At 47.7% G+C, this 16,208-nt stretch carries 9 protein-coding genes, 1 tRNA gene and 1 pseudogene; 5 read left to right on the top strand and 6 right to left on the bottom strand.

Translation table 11 applies throughout. The annotated features are described in order from the left end of the window. Nucleotides 1–30: 30 nt before the first annotated feature. Both ACJJIO_RS17255 and ACJJIO_RS17250 read right to left on the bottom strand, forming a co-directional pair. A pseudogene (locus ACJJIO_RS17255) lies at nt 31–914 on the bottom strand (IS30 family transposase). Further along, a complete protein-coding gene (locus tag ACJJIO_RS17250; protein WP_444909213.1) occupies nt 844–1,260 on the bottom strand; it encodes a transposase in 417 nt (138 codons plus the stop codon). The pseudogene ACJJIO_RS17255 and the gene ACJJIO_RS17250 overlap by 71 nt, the downstream one beginning before the upstream one ends. 278 nt (nt 1,261–1,538) lie before the next feature. Between ACJJIO_RS17250 and ACJJIO_RS17245 the strand changes: the two genes are divergently transcribed. From ACJJIO_RS17245 to ACJJIO_RS17230, 4 genes are all read left to right on the top strand, one after another. Then, nucleotides 1,539–1,615 (top strand) — tRNA-Arg (locus ACJJIO_RS17245). Between the two features lie 174 nt (nt 1,616–1,789). Further along, the gene (locus tag ACJJIO_RS17240) at nt 1,790–2,959 is read left to right on the top strand and encodes a patatin-like phospholipase family protein (RefSeq protein ID WP_444909212.1); all 1,170 of its coding nucleotides are present in this window, start codon (nt 1,790–1,792) and stop codon (nt 2,957–2,959) included. Nucleotides 2,960–4,654: 1,695 nt separating this feature from the next. Continuing rightward, nucleotides 4,655–10,621 (top strand): RHS repeat-associated core domain-containing protein, encoded by a 5,967-nt coding sequence (locus ACJJIO_RS17235; protein ID WP_444909211.1) that lies wholly within the window; start codon nt 4,655–4,657, stop codon nt 10,619–10,621. 10 nt (nt 10,622–10,631) lie between these two features. Then, nucleotides 10,632–11,123, top strand: a complete 492-nt coding sequence (locus tag ACJJIO_RS17230) for a hypothetical protein (protein WP_444909210.1) — start codon at nt 10,632–10,634, stop codon at nt 11,121–11,123. 57 nt (nt 11,124–11,180) lie between these two features. Here the strand turns inward: ACJJIO_RS17230 and ACJJIO_RS17225 are convergent, their stop codons facing one another. Further along, nucleotides 11,181–11,465: a helix-turn-helix domain-containing protein gene (locus ACJJIO_RS17225; RefSeq protein ID WP_444911009.1), complete on the bottom strand. Its 285-nt coding sequence runs from the start codon at nt 11,463–11,465 to the stop codon at nt 11,181–11,183. A gap of 702 nt (nt 11,466–12,167) precedes the next feature. On the opposite strand from ACJJIO_RS17225, the gene ACJJIO_RS17220 reads away from it, so the two are divergent. After that, nucleotides 12,168–13,007, top strand: a complete 840-nt coding sequence (locus ACJJIO_RS17220) for an EamA family transporter (protein ID WP_444911008.1) — start codon at nt 12,168–12,170, stop codon at nt 13,005–13,007. Nucleotides 13,008–13,050: 43 nt separating this feature from the next. Here the strand turns inward: ACJJIO_RS17220 and ACJJIO_RS17215 are convergent, their stop codons facing one another. The 3 genes from ACJJIO_RS17215 to ACJJIO_RS17205 form a co-directional block, all read right to left on the bottom strand. After that, a complete protein-coding gene (locus tag ACJJIO_RS17215) occupies nt 13,051–15,087 on the bottom strand; it encodes an acyl-CoA synthetase (RefSeq protein WP_444909209.1) in 2,037 nt (678 codons plus the stop codon). 80 nt (nt 15,088–15,167) lie between these two features. Beyond that, complete coding sequence (locus ACJJIO_RS17210) at nt 15,168–15,548, bottom strand: tautomerase family protein (RefSeq protein WP_444886631.1); 381 nt, start codon at nt 15,546–15,548, stop codon at nt 15,168–15,170. A 10-nt stretch (nt 15,549–15,558) separates the two neighbouring features. After that, entirely contained in the window at nt 15,559–16,023 is a 465-nt protein-coding gene (locus ACJJIO_RS17205; RefSeq protein ID WP_444900349.1) for a hypothetical protein, read from the bottom strand. Nucleotides 16,024–16,208: the final 185 nt, after the last annotated feature.

Here is a 16,208-nt window from a genome sequence, read left to right as displayed (position 1 = left end):
TGGTGGTTCTCAAAGTACGCAGCTGTAGGTTCAACCTGTCAAGGCAACACCCTGTTTAATAACCTGCTTTGGTGTTGCAAAGTTCAGTGTTTTTCTTGGCCTGCTATTAAGCTCGTTAGCAACTTGATTGAGTTTCCTCTGAGTATGCTGCGCCAAGCATGTCTTTTTTGGAAAGTACTGACGGATTAAGCTGTTGGTATTCTCATTCGTTCCCCTTTGCCAGGGGCTCTGAGGATCGCAGAAGAAGACAGGGACACCTGTCTTTTCCGTAAATTCAGCGTGCTTCGCCAGCTCCATTCCTCGGTCCCACGTCAGTGATTGGCAAAGCTCTTTTGGCAGTTTTTTAAACTTAGCAACAAGCGCCTGCTTCACAGAATTCGCATCTTTCCCTTTCAACTTAAGAATGATCGTATACCGCGATTTTCAATCAACAAGCGTGGCAATATGAGTGTTGTTTGAACCTGACACTAAGTCACCCTCCCAATGACCTAAAACACATCGTTCTTGTATCTCCTGAGGATGCTCCCTTATCGATGTACCGTTGACGATGTTGATAGTAGCGCGCTCGGCTTTACGTGAATGTTGTTTGCGTCTACTGCTTTATAGTATCGTCGCCCCCGATTTCTCTGAATCTCACGCGAGATTGTGGATGGATTCCGATTCAAGGAGCGAGCGATTGCTCGAATACTTTGTTTTGCAGAAAGACCTGCACGTATTTCCTCGCGTTCGGCTAATGTGAGCTGTTGAGGAGATGGCTTTCTGTGTATTGGTTTAATTCCGCCAGTATCTCTCAAAACAGTAAAAATGGTTCCTGGCTTAGAATCTATGGCATTGGCAATTTCACTAAAGCCAATGCCCTTTTTCCAAGCGTCGAAAATCCACTTTTTTTCTTCTGCTGTAAATATGCGCTTCATTCAATGATCCCCCGATAGGCCATATTCCTACAGGGGTGTTGCACTGATCAATTGAATCTACAGCTGCCTTTTTTAGAAACTCAACCTCCTGACGAGCTTCATGCAGCTCCTTCTTGAGCTTGTGAACTTCAGCGCTTTTCTGTTTGGAATAGTCGACGCCGTCTGAACTATTGAACTGCTCATCAGACAATCGATTAAATTGACGACACGAATTGTAGATCTGCTGTGCGCTGACACCTAACTCCCGCGCCACAGAAGCCGTTGTTGCTCCAAGAATCATCAAGATCATGCTCACGGTATAAGGAATCTGATCCAGAACCCCAAGCTTCTCTCCGAGATTAAACACTAAATACGCATGGCAAGAATAAAACTACCAGCGTGATTCTATCCAACAACAACGGACACGCCACTAAGCGGCTAACGACCCCTCAAACAGCTCAAGGCTACTAATGTATTGATGCCAAGAATGCCATAGCTAAACCACCCCGCTTCTTGATCAACCGGAGTAGGAACTAACCACTACTCTCCTTTGCATGATGGTCAATATTTAACCTCAATTACTCTTTTTCATAAAAGTACTTGACGCCCTATGGAGAAGTCTTTATTGTGCGCACCCTCAACGACGCGCTCGTAGCTCAGCTGGATAGAGTACCTGGCTACGAACCAGGCGGTCGGAGGTTCGAATCCTCCCGAGCGCGCCATTTCAAAAGGGCTTGCATCTCCGGATGCAAGCCCTTTTTTTATTTCTTCAGTAGATAGATTCACAAGTAGTGATTTCAGGCATACGACCATACACTTCTCATTAGCCTAAGGTAATCTCGGCTTCGGACCGGCAGCATTCATTAACTCTTTAAGTAAGAGTGGCCTGCAGTCTTATGCTTAAGCGTGCGATTTTAGTCCTGCTCTGTATCCTTTTGATTTATATTGTTGCCGCTTACGTCTACAACAAGCACTTTACTCAGTCTGCCACCTTCAAAAGCTCCCCCTCCGAGCCCGAACGATCTGAAAGCCTGGATTACCTCAAAGAAAAAGACACCATCAAAATCTTGATTGTAGATGGCGGCGGTGTCCGGGGGCTCATCCCCTTATATGTGCTCAACTATATCGAAAACAAACTAAACAAACCTATTAGCGAAGTTTTTGATGTTTATAGTGGTGTATCCAGCGGTGCTATTGTAGCCAGCGGCATCAACATCCCTGAAAAATTTATTCCCAAAAACTACACCGGGCATGATTCAGCCACAGAGTACTTGATACAACTCTATAAAGAAGAAAGTGACTATCTATTTTCCTCACCCTGGTATCACGATCTATTGACAGGCTGGGGACTTTTTTCCCCCTCTTTCATGGGGGAACGGCTCCACCGTGTACTGGAAAACCACTATACAAAGTCGCTTTCTTTTACAGACTTAAATAACTTTGTTCTTATTCCTGCACTGGACATTCACAATGGTGAAATACACCTTTTCAAAAATCGTGGGGATGCAATCAAACAATTACCTACCGACAGCTTATACCAACTTATCACGGCAGCAGTCAGTGCCGAGACCGCCTTTCCCCCGGTAGTCTTCAAAACACCAGAGCAAACCAGAGTGCACCGTTACTTTGCTGATGCAGGTCTAGCCATGAATAACCCCACCAGTCTGGTGCTACTTGATATCCTTAAAGAGTTCCCAAATAAAAACTACTACGTTCTAATATTGGGGGCAGGTTCACCACCATTGGCCAGTAGCGAGGTAGATTATAGCGAGCTAAAAAACTGGGGGCGCATTCGCTGGATACGAGATGCTTTTTCTAATATCCAGAGATATATGGACCTTCAACAATTATACGCTCTTGATCTCGCCCAACATTTCTCCGATAGCGACCGCCTGGAATACGATTATCTCAATATCGAAATTGCTGATCCATTCGTCGATATCTTTGACTACGATTCCCTACACCATTTAAAAATTTATGCCGACCGCTTGATTGAAGAAAATCAACAGGACATACAAAGAATTATCGAGCGGCTCAGCCAGCCAGATGGAACATCTTCTCAATAGAAGCGCATGACAAGTTCGAATATTTGAGCATCTATGTTTTCTCTGATTACTAAATATTTTCTCCTGCCCTTAACTTTCGATAGTTCACCTGCATTTTTTATGCCCTGAAGATCACCTAGTTACTCAAAAAAACTGTATGGAATACGATTAGCTCGATGATGATATTACCTGTCCTTTTGTTGACCTCCTCAACTATCAACACCATAGCCCCTTGAGATGTCACACTGATAGACTTATTGGACAGATAAAGATAACCCTAGGTCACATTGTGAAGTTTGTAGGCAAGACACCCTGACAAACCCAACTCTTCCGGCTCCACAAGATCAACACTATTTGATTGGCTCGCTTTACCATGCAGGAGCAGTTTTCCAGGCAACACCTACTAGTGCAGATTGACAATAAAGCATCATTCCAAACATTAAAGCATCATACTTTTACAGCAATCTAAGCTATGCCGAATGAAATAGGCGTAGCTTGGATGCTTTAAATGAACAAACGCTATTCCTTCTTAAACCCCCACCCGATGAAATCAGGAACTCCTAGAGCCTGCCATTCTAAAAAGGATTCAAAAGACAAGCCTGGGTAGCCTTTCTTTCTCTGGGCTTCCTATTTTTCTCAAAGTCTCTCTCTAAAACTCAGAAAACACCCTTTAACAGAAAGAGCCAAGTGCAAACTCAGCCAGCCAAATAGCGTTACCCTACTGCTGTTTTTTTAGCTGTTTCTTCGGCCAGCTCCGGCATGCTAACCAAAAATTTAAAGATGTTGGGTTTTAGAAATCAGTAATGCCCTGGCCGCTTTTATGAGATAAAGGCTGAGCACATTGAATGAGGAGCTGTAGGGGTGTTCCAGCATACCATCTTATGGCAGGTAATAAATTTCCATCGATGCCTTTTCCTACCTCTTTAATATTTGCGATAAAGCAGCAGTATTCCCTAAATTTACCTTAAATAAAATACATGAATGTCAGCTAAGTCAGCTGATTGACACATTAATACTCTGCCCAAAAAAAACTGTGATAGGATCTCCAAACTTTTTTTCTCGAAGAGTAAGTTTCTAATGTACTCCTTCCGCATTCTATTGCTGATATTGGCCTGTCTACTTAGTGGCCAAGCTTTTGCAACGATCAGTATTTCTTCTACCACAAGTAGTACAGGAAAATACACGGTCACTTACTCCTACCCCTTGCCGCCCTCTGATTGGATGAGCCATCTTTCATCCCTAAAAGTAGTAGAGCTAAAAAATGGAACGGTTAATAGAACCTTTAGTGGTTTAAGTACTACCAATCCTTCTGGCAGCCTTTCAATTTCTGTGAGTTCAACAGCGCAATATACTTATCAATTAAAAGCGATGGTTTCTGAATGTATTAATATTCAGGATACCAGGCCGATTTCTTGTGGACGCTGGACTTTCCCGAAAGAGACTGATGCTGGGTCGGCTGTTATAAATGTCGTATTTAAACCCAATACGCCTTCATCGCTAACGTTTTCTTGGGTAGAAAGCAGAGTAGAAAGCGGATATATTGATACTACTGGAATATATAGAATCCATTGGGGGGCTCCCAATGGAGGGCATACAGTCTCTGGCTATCAGTGGTGTCAGGAAACTAATGGTAGCTGGCAATCTGATAATAGCTGCCCGAAAAAAGAAAGTGAGACAAACCTTGGCGAAGTTTTTCCCACTTCAAGAACGGGTACTATGCCAAGAGGTAAGTATCGATATCGAGTGCGCGCCTACGCTAAGGTCGGCAGTTATTACCAATACAGCGGCTGGCGTACCTCTCCCACACTCTATGTTAAGCATTATCCAGTCCAGGTTAGTGGCTGGCAGGAGCCGGGTGGCAGTACGCTACCTGGGCCCAGTTTCCAACTTAAGTGGAATTCTGTTGCAGATCCTGACGACTCTGATCCGGTAATTAACTATGACCTGGAATGGAATGTAAACGGCAGTGGCTTTAGCGATGTTTTTACCACTAAGCCCACCTCTACATTAGTCACTATCAGCAAGGCCACAACAGGCAAAGATATTACCGCGGGAGACTATGAATTCCGGGTTAGGGCTTGTAACAGTTCCGGCTGCGGCCCCTGGTCCACAACAAAACGATTAGTTCCCCCCACACCGCCAGAGCCTGAGTTTTCAGATAATCACCCTACGCAGTTTTTTAAACTGGACCAAAACATCACCTGGAAAGATGTTGGGGCGAGTGTCTATAAACTGGAACGCATGCGCAAGGGTGAGAGTGGCTGGACCACTGTGGTCGCCAACACCGCAGGCACAAGCTATTTCGATGGCGGCAGCCAACCTGGCACCTACCAATATAAGCTGACTGCCTGTATTGATTTTGCGGATAATTGTGCTTCGGTACTAAGCCCCTGGATCAAAGTGCATAGTCTGGCCAATACCGATGAAGCTCCAGCGGTCACCACGGAGCAGGCGACTACACCAGGCACCCTGCCATATAGTGCCGATGTTAGTGCCACCGGTAATGCCATTATTAATGTCCCCCTGCAGCCGGCGCCCGGCGTCAATGGCTTGCAACCCAATTTATCCCTGCATTACACCAGTGCCCGTTTCCAGAAGCGTATGACCCAAGCCCTGCCGGAAGATACTCTCGGTTATGGTTGGCGATTGGGCGGATTGAGCAGTATTCGCCGCTGTGTTGTGAATAGGCCCAACAGCGATAGAGTTCGACTGACGGACGCGGATTCACTGTGTTTGAATGGTGAGCCTTTAGTATTGGCCTCTGGTACTCACTGGCAGGCGGGCGCCCAGTATCGCACCTTGCGCGATAGCTTCCGCCTGATTGAGTTACAGAAAAATAGTGCCGGTAAGATCTGGTTCAAAGTCAAAACCCCCAGTGGCTCAATCAATGAGTATGGGGCCACGGCGGATAGTCGCCTGCGAGGGGAAGATACACCGCACTTTGCCTGGAGCTTGAATAAAGTTACCGATGCCTTCGGCAATACGATGGCCTACAAATACCATCGCGATCTTATCGAGGGTATTAACTATCCCCTGGAAATCACTTACGGCAACCAGGGCGATGCAAAAATAGAATTCCAGTACGGTACCCGTACCGATGCCCCACCCATGCCGCTGCAGGAAATCCAGCAGGAACAGCTGGTGTTACTACACCATATCCGCGTGCACTTGGATGGCAAACTGCAGCGGGAATACAAATTGATCTCTGAGGAGGAGCCAGCCGATCCCGAGCAAGCCCATTACCGCCGCCTCAAGCAGGTACAGCTGTGTGCTTATGATGAAGCTGGTACCGGTCGCCAGTGCCTGAAACCGCTGGAATTTACCTGGAAATTTACCGACTCCGCCAACCCAGATGACTTTGAAACCGGCATCGAAACAGTCACCAATGGCCTCGGCGCCCAAACCAAATTTACGCTGGAACGTATCTCCGATAACCCTGGCGAAGAGGAAAAGGGCCGCTTCAGTGAGGAAGTTTTTGGCCCAAATATTTCTATTCCCGATACTAGCTCAGTGCGGGCCTCAAATGGCGATTACCGCACCGTAGTGACCAAGGTGGAACGCTCCAACGGCTACAGGCTAGGCTGGCATACTACCCATTACACTTATCAGGGTGTCGGACTAGCCAGTGAGAAAGGCTGGGGCTTCCTCGGGTATCACGCCCAGCGCATCTGGGACCCGCAAGCCAAAATTGTTACCTATCGCCAGTTCCGTCAGGACTTCCCTTACTTTGGCAAGGTGGCGCGGCAGGTTCAGTATTTTGACAATTATGAGTTTGGCGAACTGCTCACTAACCAGCGCTTTAGTTACGATGCCCTTGAGCTCAGTGCCGGTGATAGTAAAACCTACTACCCATATCTGGCGCAAAGCCTGGACACCCAGTTGGAAGGCGGGCAAATACTCGGCTATGTAGTGAGTGACAACGCACCCCAGGCTATTTCTTATGGCGATGCGGGAGATTTGTTAAGCGGTAGCGTAAACACCAGCCGTGTCGTTAAAACCGCCCAGATCAACGACTCCCAGAGTGTTTGGGGGGAGGTGCTGCCGGCCAGCAATTACGGCGATATCCAACGCAGCGTGGAGAGCACCACGCTGCTGGAAAACCGCGTCAGTGGCAATTGGCTGGTTGGCTTCCCCAGTGCCCAGGAACAGCGCCACTTTAGTGGCGATACCAGCGGCAGCCCAGATCAACAGTCCCGTAGCGCCATGACCCCTTATGGCAATACGAATAAGGTGCACACGGCAACCCAATATCCCGGTGATGCCAAGTACCAGATGGTGGTCACTTATGATTACGATGCCTATGGCAATGTGACCAGTGAAAACGTCACCGGTAAGGTGGATGCCACAATTAATGGCTCTAGCAGCCAAACGCGCAGCACCCAGGTGAACGGCGCCTTCTCCGATCGGCGTTACCCTACCAGCCTGAGTAATGGCTTGGGTCACACCATTACCATGGACTACGACCGCCGCTTTGGCAGCATCACTCAGGTGACCGATGCGAATCTCCAGTCCAGCAGTATTCAGTACGATCCTTTTGGCCGCGAGATTAGCAGCACCAATGCGGATGGAGTGGCATTCAACACCCAGTACAATTTCTGTTTCGCTAATTGCCCCGTTGTTGACAGTATCGAAGTGCCTTACTCGGTACAGACCAGCTCGGCAATTACCCCCACCTCGGAATACTATTACGATCAACTGGGCCGTTTGGTACGGCAGGATGTAGAGGATTTCTTCGGTAACAACGTCTCCCGCCGCGAATACAAGTACGACCCTCTCGGGCGGCTTAATATGGAAACGGCCCCCTTCTTTGCCCAAGGTGCCGTAGCGGTAGATGGTTACAAACCGATTACCAATTACGACTACGACTTGCGCAATCGTCTGAAGAAAGTCGAGAAAGCCGGTGGCGGCACGGTAGATATTGATTACAGCGTAGCGACGGCCAACAGTGGCAAGCAGGTTAAAGTCCGCGTAACGGAATCGGTAGTGGGGGGGAGTGGTAACAGCACCCAGGTGCAGGAGAGCTACTACGACCTCAATGGCGACCTGGCGCGCACGATCGATGACGCCACCGGCGAAGCGGTAACGACCGACTACACCTACTACGGCAGTGGCCTGCCGAAAACCGTGTTGGTTAACGGCGGTAGCCGCAATATCGAATCTAGTTTTGTCTTCGACTACGCCGGCTCCCGCACCAGCATGACCGATGCCAATTTGGGCACCGTCTCCAGCAGTTACAACGCCTTTGGTGAGCTGCAGCGGCAGACCGATAACAAAGGTCAAAGCATTACTTATCTGTACGACCAGCTGGGCCGCATGCTGGAGCAGCAAGATGCCCAGGGCCTGGCCCAATGGCAATACGATGCCGTGAATGCAAAGGGTGGCCTGCAGAGCCGCAGTTATACCGAAAATGGCTCGCAGGTGTTTTTTGAGGAATACATCTACCGCTCCGACAGCAAGCTGGACAGTATCCGCACCCAGTTATTAGCCACTGGTGCCAGCCGTAACTACCAACATCAGTACGGCTACGACAGTTATGGGCGCACCAACAAAGTGGTTTACCCCAACAGCGTCGAAGCCCATTACCTTTATAACGCACGCGGCTATATGCAGAGCCTCAGCAGCGATGCGGCCGGCAACAATCCCCTGCAAACCTTTGACAGCATCAACGCCTGGGGCCAGGTAGAACAGGAGAGCTACGGCAACGGCCTGATCACCAATCGCACTTACGACCCCAATACTGGGCGCCTGCAAACCATTAAAACCGGTGGCGGCCAGGTACAAAACAACGAGTACCGCTGGCGCTCCAACGGCACCCTGCAAAGTCGCCTCACCTACAATGCCTCCCAGGCCCTGCAGAAGCAGGAAGACTTTAGCTACGATGGCCTCAATCGCCTACGCCACGCCACGATGAAAGTTGGTGGCAACCGCGTGCTCAGCACCCAGTACGACAAGCTCGGCAATATCCTCGCCAAGACCTCCAGTGTCAGCAACGACACCCAGGTGAGCGGCTACCAGTACGGCGAGTTTGGCAATGCCGGCCCCAACGCGGTCAGCAGTGTCACCATTAACGGCGTCTCCCACAGCCTGCACTACGATGCCAACGGCGCTATTGAACGCTACGACGCCGCCAGCGGTGACGACAAATGGATCCGTTGGAACGCGCGGCAACTGCCCACGGAAATTGTGCTGGGCAGCAGTCAAAGCGATAGCACCCCGACCGCCAGAGACCGTTTCCACTATGGACCGGATGGCCAGCGCTTCTATCGTGAAAGCAGCTGGATGGAAGATGGCCAGCTCAAGACCGAGAAGGCCTTTATTGTGGGTAGCTACGAGGAGCAGATCCCTGCAGATGCCAGCATTCTCGCTATCGAAAAAACCGCACTGGCTGGCAGTGTTCAGCATATCGCTATTAGGGATCTCACCGGCACCAGCGGCGAATACCAATACCTGCACCGGGACCATCTGGGCTCCGTTGAGAAAATCACCGATCAAGCCGGCCTGGTGATCTTAAATCTCGCCTTTAACCCGGACGGCAGCCGCCGCCAGGGGGACTGGAGCGGAGACCTAAACCAGCAACAACTACAGGAACTGCTGGCAGTACAAGGCCTCACTACCAAGCGCGGCTACACCGGCCACGAACACCTGGACAGAACCGGCCTGATCCATATGAATGGGCGTATCTACGACCCCACACTGGGCCGCTTCCTCAGTCCCGATCCCATTGTGCAGGCACCAACCTATAGCCAGAGCTGGAACCGCTATAGCTATGTGTTCAACAACCCATTGAGCTTTACCGATCCTAGCGGATTCTCTGCTAAGGAAAAAGAAGATGAGACTAAACCGATAGACCAAGGCCAGACGCCTGAAGGGGGAAGCGCAAGTGGCCCAAGCATAGTGGACGAAGTGACAGTTACTGGGCGACGACTCCCATACCCCTCATTAGATAGCCCCTGGAAGTTAATGTTTGCAGGTAAGTTCACCATTGGTGAGGATGTTTATATTTTGACAGCTCAGTCTATGGATTCTCGCTCAATCTTAAAAAGAATCTTAGATGATATAAAATTGACCAACTATGATCCGGTTGATGGTGGCTCTTCGGGGAATAGCACATCTACAATTGTTAGCTTAGGAGGAGGGTCCCTCCCTAATGGGGACAGAGGTGCACAAAAGGGGCCGACCGGTAATTTTTCTCCGGTGCCAGGAACCTATTTTGATGAAAATGGTGTTCCGGTTACCGTTGGAGTCGGTCCGTTTGGTAACACAGTTAGCGCAGATGGTACGACAGCCTATAGTTTTGATTCTAATACCGGGACGTTAATTAATCCTGTGGCTACAGGCTCGGCTACGTCAATTTGTCCATCGTGTTATTTAATTGGCGGATCTGCAATTAAAGCGGGGATAGAAAAGTTTGCTTTCTGGGGGTACGGACTGTTTGGCCGAAGTGGGTTGAATATTGGCAGATATAGGCTTGATGCTTTCTATGCAAATAGTAGAGCCGGTGGTGGTACTTTATTTTCGATTAAAGGGCCATACTCTAGAATAAGAATTGATTATGGTCCTTTGCATGGAAGTGGTGCTATGGGATGGCATTCAACAATAAGATTTCAAGTCGGTGGCTATCGGGTTGGGAGTACAGCTCAAAGAACTGTGTATCCACCATTTAGACGGATACCAAAAAGCTGAGTGATTCAATATGCATATGATCGAGCAAAAAAGCCATGGTCATTATTTGTTTTCTTTTAATGAGGTAGATGAGTCTTTAAAAGGAAAAAATAAACTATCTGAATTTCTAAATTCACTTATGAGGATTTCTGAGGCTGTTGTTTGTTTGTGTGAGAGGCCTTTATTTAATAAAGGTGTTGAAACACTTGTCAAAGATAGCGGTTTTGGTCTTCTCCAAATTCAGAGTCTTAAATTTGATGATTTTGAGTTGTCTTTCACTTATGAGAAAAGTGGGAAGGATGATGGCGTGATAAATTTTTTGTCGGATTGTTTTTATTTTTTTGAGCATCCGGCCTTTATATTTCTTGTTGATAAGGCTGATATTGTTGCATGTAAAGAATTTTGCGGCATAGAAAAAGATTGGAAATACATTACCGATAATATAAATAGCTGCTTTGTATTTAAGTCTGTAGAGGATGATGTTGTCTGGTATAAACTTAGTCCTGATGTGCACGTTGAATAAAGGAAGAAATCCTGAGTCACAGATAAATAAGAAGCCTGGAGCGCTAACTACCAGTAGTTAGCGCTCCAGCGGCCGCATAGCATGTTCGACCTGACGCTGAGCGATAATCACCCGAATCATCGTGTCCTTGTCTTGATCATCAAAAGTCTCCAGCAGCTTGAAGCGCTTAAATAGCACTTCATTGCGGATGGGGCTTTCCTCCATCGGCTGGCCCATCACCAGATAGTCCAGTGACACCTCGAAAATATCCGCTAGCTGGATCAGCTTCTCCTGCGGCGGCGCATGCATACCGCTCTCGTACTTGTTGAGGTGGGAGTAACGGATATCCAGTTTGTTGGCCAGTTCCTTCTGGGTTCAACCCTTCTGTTTGCACAGTTGATTGAGTCGTTTCCCGAAGGCTTGCCTGATGTCCTGATCCTGCATGACTTGCATAAGCTCATTTACCATAGAGCGATGGAGGCTTTTTGCATCTATGACTCATAAAACACCCTTAAAGTGACTCATAGAAGCTCAGTCTATGACTCACACTTATCACAAATGATGGTGCACGAAGAGTACTAAGATACAAATCAAGGTTATCAATGCCTACGTTTCGTCCAACGGGGACCTGAGAGGCACCGAGCTTATAGCCCTATAGTGCAATTCTGGCTAATTGATAATGGATTCAACTAGTGAAGATCTCAACAACCTTTGGGGGTCGGGCCAGCATCCGTACTTGCAAGAAAGTTCTCAATTTAAAAAGTATGATGCTTTATTGTCAGATTTTTAAGATAAATATGCTTCTCTAAAACGAAAAGTATGATTCTTTAACTTTTCCAAGAAAAATATTCCCTTGTAAAATCAACAAGCTAACTTCGTGAAAGTATTAAACATTATTGTTAACTTACAACTAGATAGGTATCACCCATTAAATGCTGAGGTATGCACACTTTTGAGATTTTTCTAAAGTAGTTACACCCACCAGGAATTTGGATTATTTATGCCAATAAAGGACGTAGCCCTAGCTTGCGCTGTGGTTATTATTTGGGGAGTTAATTTTCTGTCATCAAGACCGGGCCAGAAGAGCTGCCACCTATCCTGCTCTCTGCGCTTCGATTCCTTCTGGTTACGATTCCAGCCGTATTTTTTATCCCTTTCCCCAAAACCTCCCCGTGGAACCTACTGGGCGTTGGTATTTTTCTAGGGGTATTCAAATTTGGGCTGCTCTTCTTCGCCATGAACGCCAATGCCTCTGCGGGTGTCTCTTCGTTGATCTTCCAGGTCCAGGCCTTCTTTACTATCTTACTCAGCGCACTCCTTTTTAAAGAGGCAATAGAGCGATTCCAGCTATTCGGTTTATGTATCGCACTGGCCGGATTTTCTCTGTTTCTTTTCAGCGATGAGGGCAGCGCGACTTCTTTCGGTTTAACTCTATTATTGCTAGCGGCATTCTTTTGGGCGCTGTCGAACTTGATTATGAAACGTATCCAGGGCGTCAATCTGCTGCACTTTATAATCTGGGTATGCCTGGTACCTCCCATACCACTTTTTGTTCTCTCCTATTTCCTGGAGAGCCAAGACCCGCTAACTCTAATCATTAGTGCCAATCAGAAAACCTGGCTATCCCTTGCCTTTGTCAGTTACATCTCCACCCTAATTGCTTTCGCAATTTGGGGCAGGCTCCTTAGATCACATCCCGCTGCAGCGGCTACCCCTTTTGCTCTATTGATTCCAGTAGTAGGTATTATCACTTCTTGTATTATCCTGGACGAAAAGTTACAGAGCATAGAAATTATAGGCTTTGCGCTGATTATGGCTGGGCTTATATGCAACTCCTTATATGGTAGATTATTAGGGCTAGAAAAGCCCCTGGGTAAACCGTTCAGGCTCCCAAAGATTGAGTAGACTTGATCTCGATGCTCTCAAAGAGAGCACCCTCAGAGAAAGATTAAACAATTTCATATTTAAAGGTGTAGGGCGCAAGCTGTTCCGCAAGGGCGCCCTCCAGGCTAGGGTTCCCTCCTGTGGTAACCCTGGCAATAGTGCCAAGTACCTTATCCTGCTCCACCTTTACCTGGTTGCTGGCAGTGGCCATGTCTGTTCCCCTCACCAACTGATCAATAATCCCCTGAACACACAAACGAATCTCTTCCATTTCCAAAGCGGGCTTGAAAATCTTGCCAACCGCTGTAGTAGGGAGCTCGGCACGGAGCACAATTCTTCTGGGAATGGCCGCTCGCTCAGTAATATTTTCTTTGGCATAGGTAGTAATTGCTTCAAGCAGGGCTTTGGCCAAATCGTCCATTACAACCTCATGCCCTTTGATTATCAGGGTACTAATTGCTTCCTCTGATAACTTGACGTAGGCGACAGGAACCTCTCCCGCGTGGACATCTGGTGTACCTACCGCTGCGGCCATGGCAACGGAAGGATGCTGGCAAAGCACCTCTTCTATCAATTTGGGCTCAATATTATGCCCTCCACGTACTATCAACTCTTTTTTTCGGCCTGTGAGCCAAAAATAGCCATCTTCATCCTGCCTGCCCAAATCCCCGGTGTTAAACCAGCGCCGTCCTTGAGCATCTTCTACCCATATCCCCTGGTTATGCTCAGGGTTAAGGTAACCATTAAATACATTATTCCCATGAATCAGCAGATTACCGATTTCATTGGTCTGGCTATACCGAATGAAATTGCCTTGCTCATCCAGTTGGGCACTTCTCATCTCTTGCAGCGGTAAACGCAGTCCGATAGAGCCCACCTTCTTCACGCCATGTGGTGGGGTGAGACTGCTAGCACAAGTGCCTTCCGTTAAACCATATCCCTCTACGATTTGCACTCCGGTTATACGCTCAAAAGCATTAAAAACCTCAATCGGCATAGGCGCCGCGCCACACAAAGCCATTTGTAGGGAAGAGATATCGCACTGATTTACTGGCTGCTGCAGCAAAGTGGAATAAACTGTGGGCACAGCGCTGAAGCTGTTCACGCGGTAGAACTCAATAATTTTCCAGAAATTACTGAAAACACCCTCACCTCGGTAACCTTGAGGGGTCATTAATACCACTTCGCAACCATTAATAAAGGCTGCTAGCCCCGTCACAATTGCCGCATTCACATGAAAAAGTGGCAGGCCACACAAGATAACTTTTCCTGGCCCCATAATGTCGCCAGCTACCAGACCTATACTTTTTGCATTGGCCAGTTCATTCCCGTGTGTATGGGTAGCAATTTTTGGTAGGCCTGTTGTGCCCCCGGTACAAAATAGAGAGGCGGTATCATCACTGTGGATACTGCGTTTGAAATTCAAATGGCTAGACGGTTGCTGATTAAGTGCCGACTGGTAGGCTATCCGCTTTTTACCTTGCAAGGGGGGCAGCCGTTTGCGGTATTGATACTGTATCGCACTAGCCGCAATGCCTTTAAAACCCCCTGCATGATAAGCTGGGTCCACATGGAAGATATTTTTAACCTCAGGCAAATTTGGCAAGATACTTTCAATTTTTTCACAGATATCGGTACCAGGGAAAGGGCTCAAGGTAACGATAGCCTTTGCTTGGCTATGCCGAATCAGCTCTTCTATCTGCCTGGCCTCCAGTAGTGGATTAATGGCCAATACTTTAGCGGCCGCCTCTGCCCCCCAGAGTACATAGTGCGTTTCTGGTAAATTTGGCAGTACAAACGCAACCGTGTCATGTTCTTGAATGCCAACACTATTCAATAAATTAGCAGTTTGAATAATACGTTCAGCCAGTGTTTGATAGCTGATCTTTACTGGTTTTCTATGATCTTTGCCTGAGAGAAAAAAAGAAATCGCTGTTTGCTGGGAGTAACACTTGCACGCAGCCATTATTGCTTCAAAAGTATTGCCGCTGAACTTTTCAGTAAGCGCTTTAAGGTTGGAGAAATCTTCCCCCTCTGGTTGCTTGCCCGTTAGCAAGTAATTTTCCAAAGCCTCAATATCTTTCAAAGTTGAAGTGGACATAATATTACTCCCTGATAGCCAATCAGAATGTGGCTGTATTAAATTATTTTTTATTTTGATATATAGAAAGCAAAGCGAACCTAGCTGGATTGCTGTGCGAGCCACTCCTGCTCGTCTCCGGGCTCCGGCATAACTGCCCCGCCCTCAATCACCCAACTGGCGGGAACATCAATAAGATCCACCTCACAACGAGCTGATGAACAACCCAAAAGCTGAGAGGCCATTTTGATAAAGCTATTAGCTAGAGCTGACTTGATTTTATCGCTACGGCCTGAGCGAATGGAACCCAGAATATGAAGACTACTCTTTGAACGCAAATGAATGCCTCGACTAAATACAACCTGTACAAATTGCGCGGGCGCACCAGTTATTGTGCAGTGAGCTTCAGTGACCCCGGAGACAAGAGCTTGCTGCTCGGAGCCGGATAGTGGGCGCTGGGTGGAAATCGTGTAAAGCGGCATTTGCGGCCTCTTATAGATTGATATGAGTGTTGAAGTGCCCCGTGGTGCTTTTGGATCTCACTAAACGCACCAGTGTTTTGGCTATGTAGGCAATTTGCCGCAGCGGCGGCATACGCTTGCGATTTGCACTTAGAAATTCTCTGCTGAGAGATTGGTCAGGTGCAGTAATAACGACCTCGTTTTTATTGATCCCAGTGGTGACACACCACTGCTCCAGCAGTTCATATAAAAACGGGTGCCGCAGTTCGTTTGATGTCCCATCAGGCACGGGAGCCATCAGGGTAGCCACCGAAGATTTCTCTCCCTTCATAAAGGCCTGATCTGGCGGAACCTCCATCCACACCACCCTGGGAGTGACGGGCTGGTCCAGGTGACCCCGGTAAGCCTGCCGTATCACCTGCTCCAACGCAGCCTTGCTGAAACTTGCTTGCGAGCCCTCGACCAGGGCGCATAACACGATAGGTTTAAAATGCATTTCACCTCCAAATAAGTTTCATTTCGGAACTAATTTAATGCCATTAAGTTCCAAAATACAACTAAAATTGACAGACTATCGGCCGATCTCTCAATAACCTATGGCAATATGACGGCCCGAAGCGGCTTCCAGGAAGTTTTGTTTTGGAACTGGCTTGTGAGACCATGGCGCCTTGAGCAACCCTG

It is taken from the genome of Microbulbifer mixtoriginis (SeqCode) (assembly GCF_052467235.1).
Note: the sequence above shows the minus strand (reverse complement) of the source record. Positions and strands in the feature narration are given on the sequence as shown.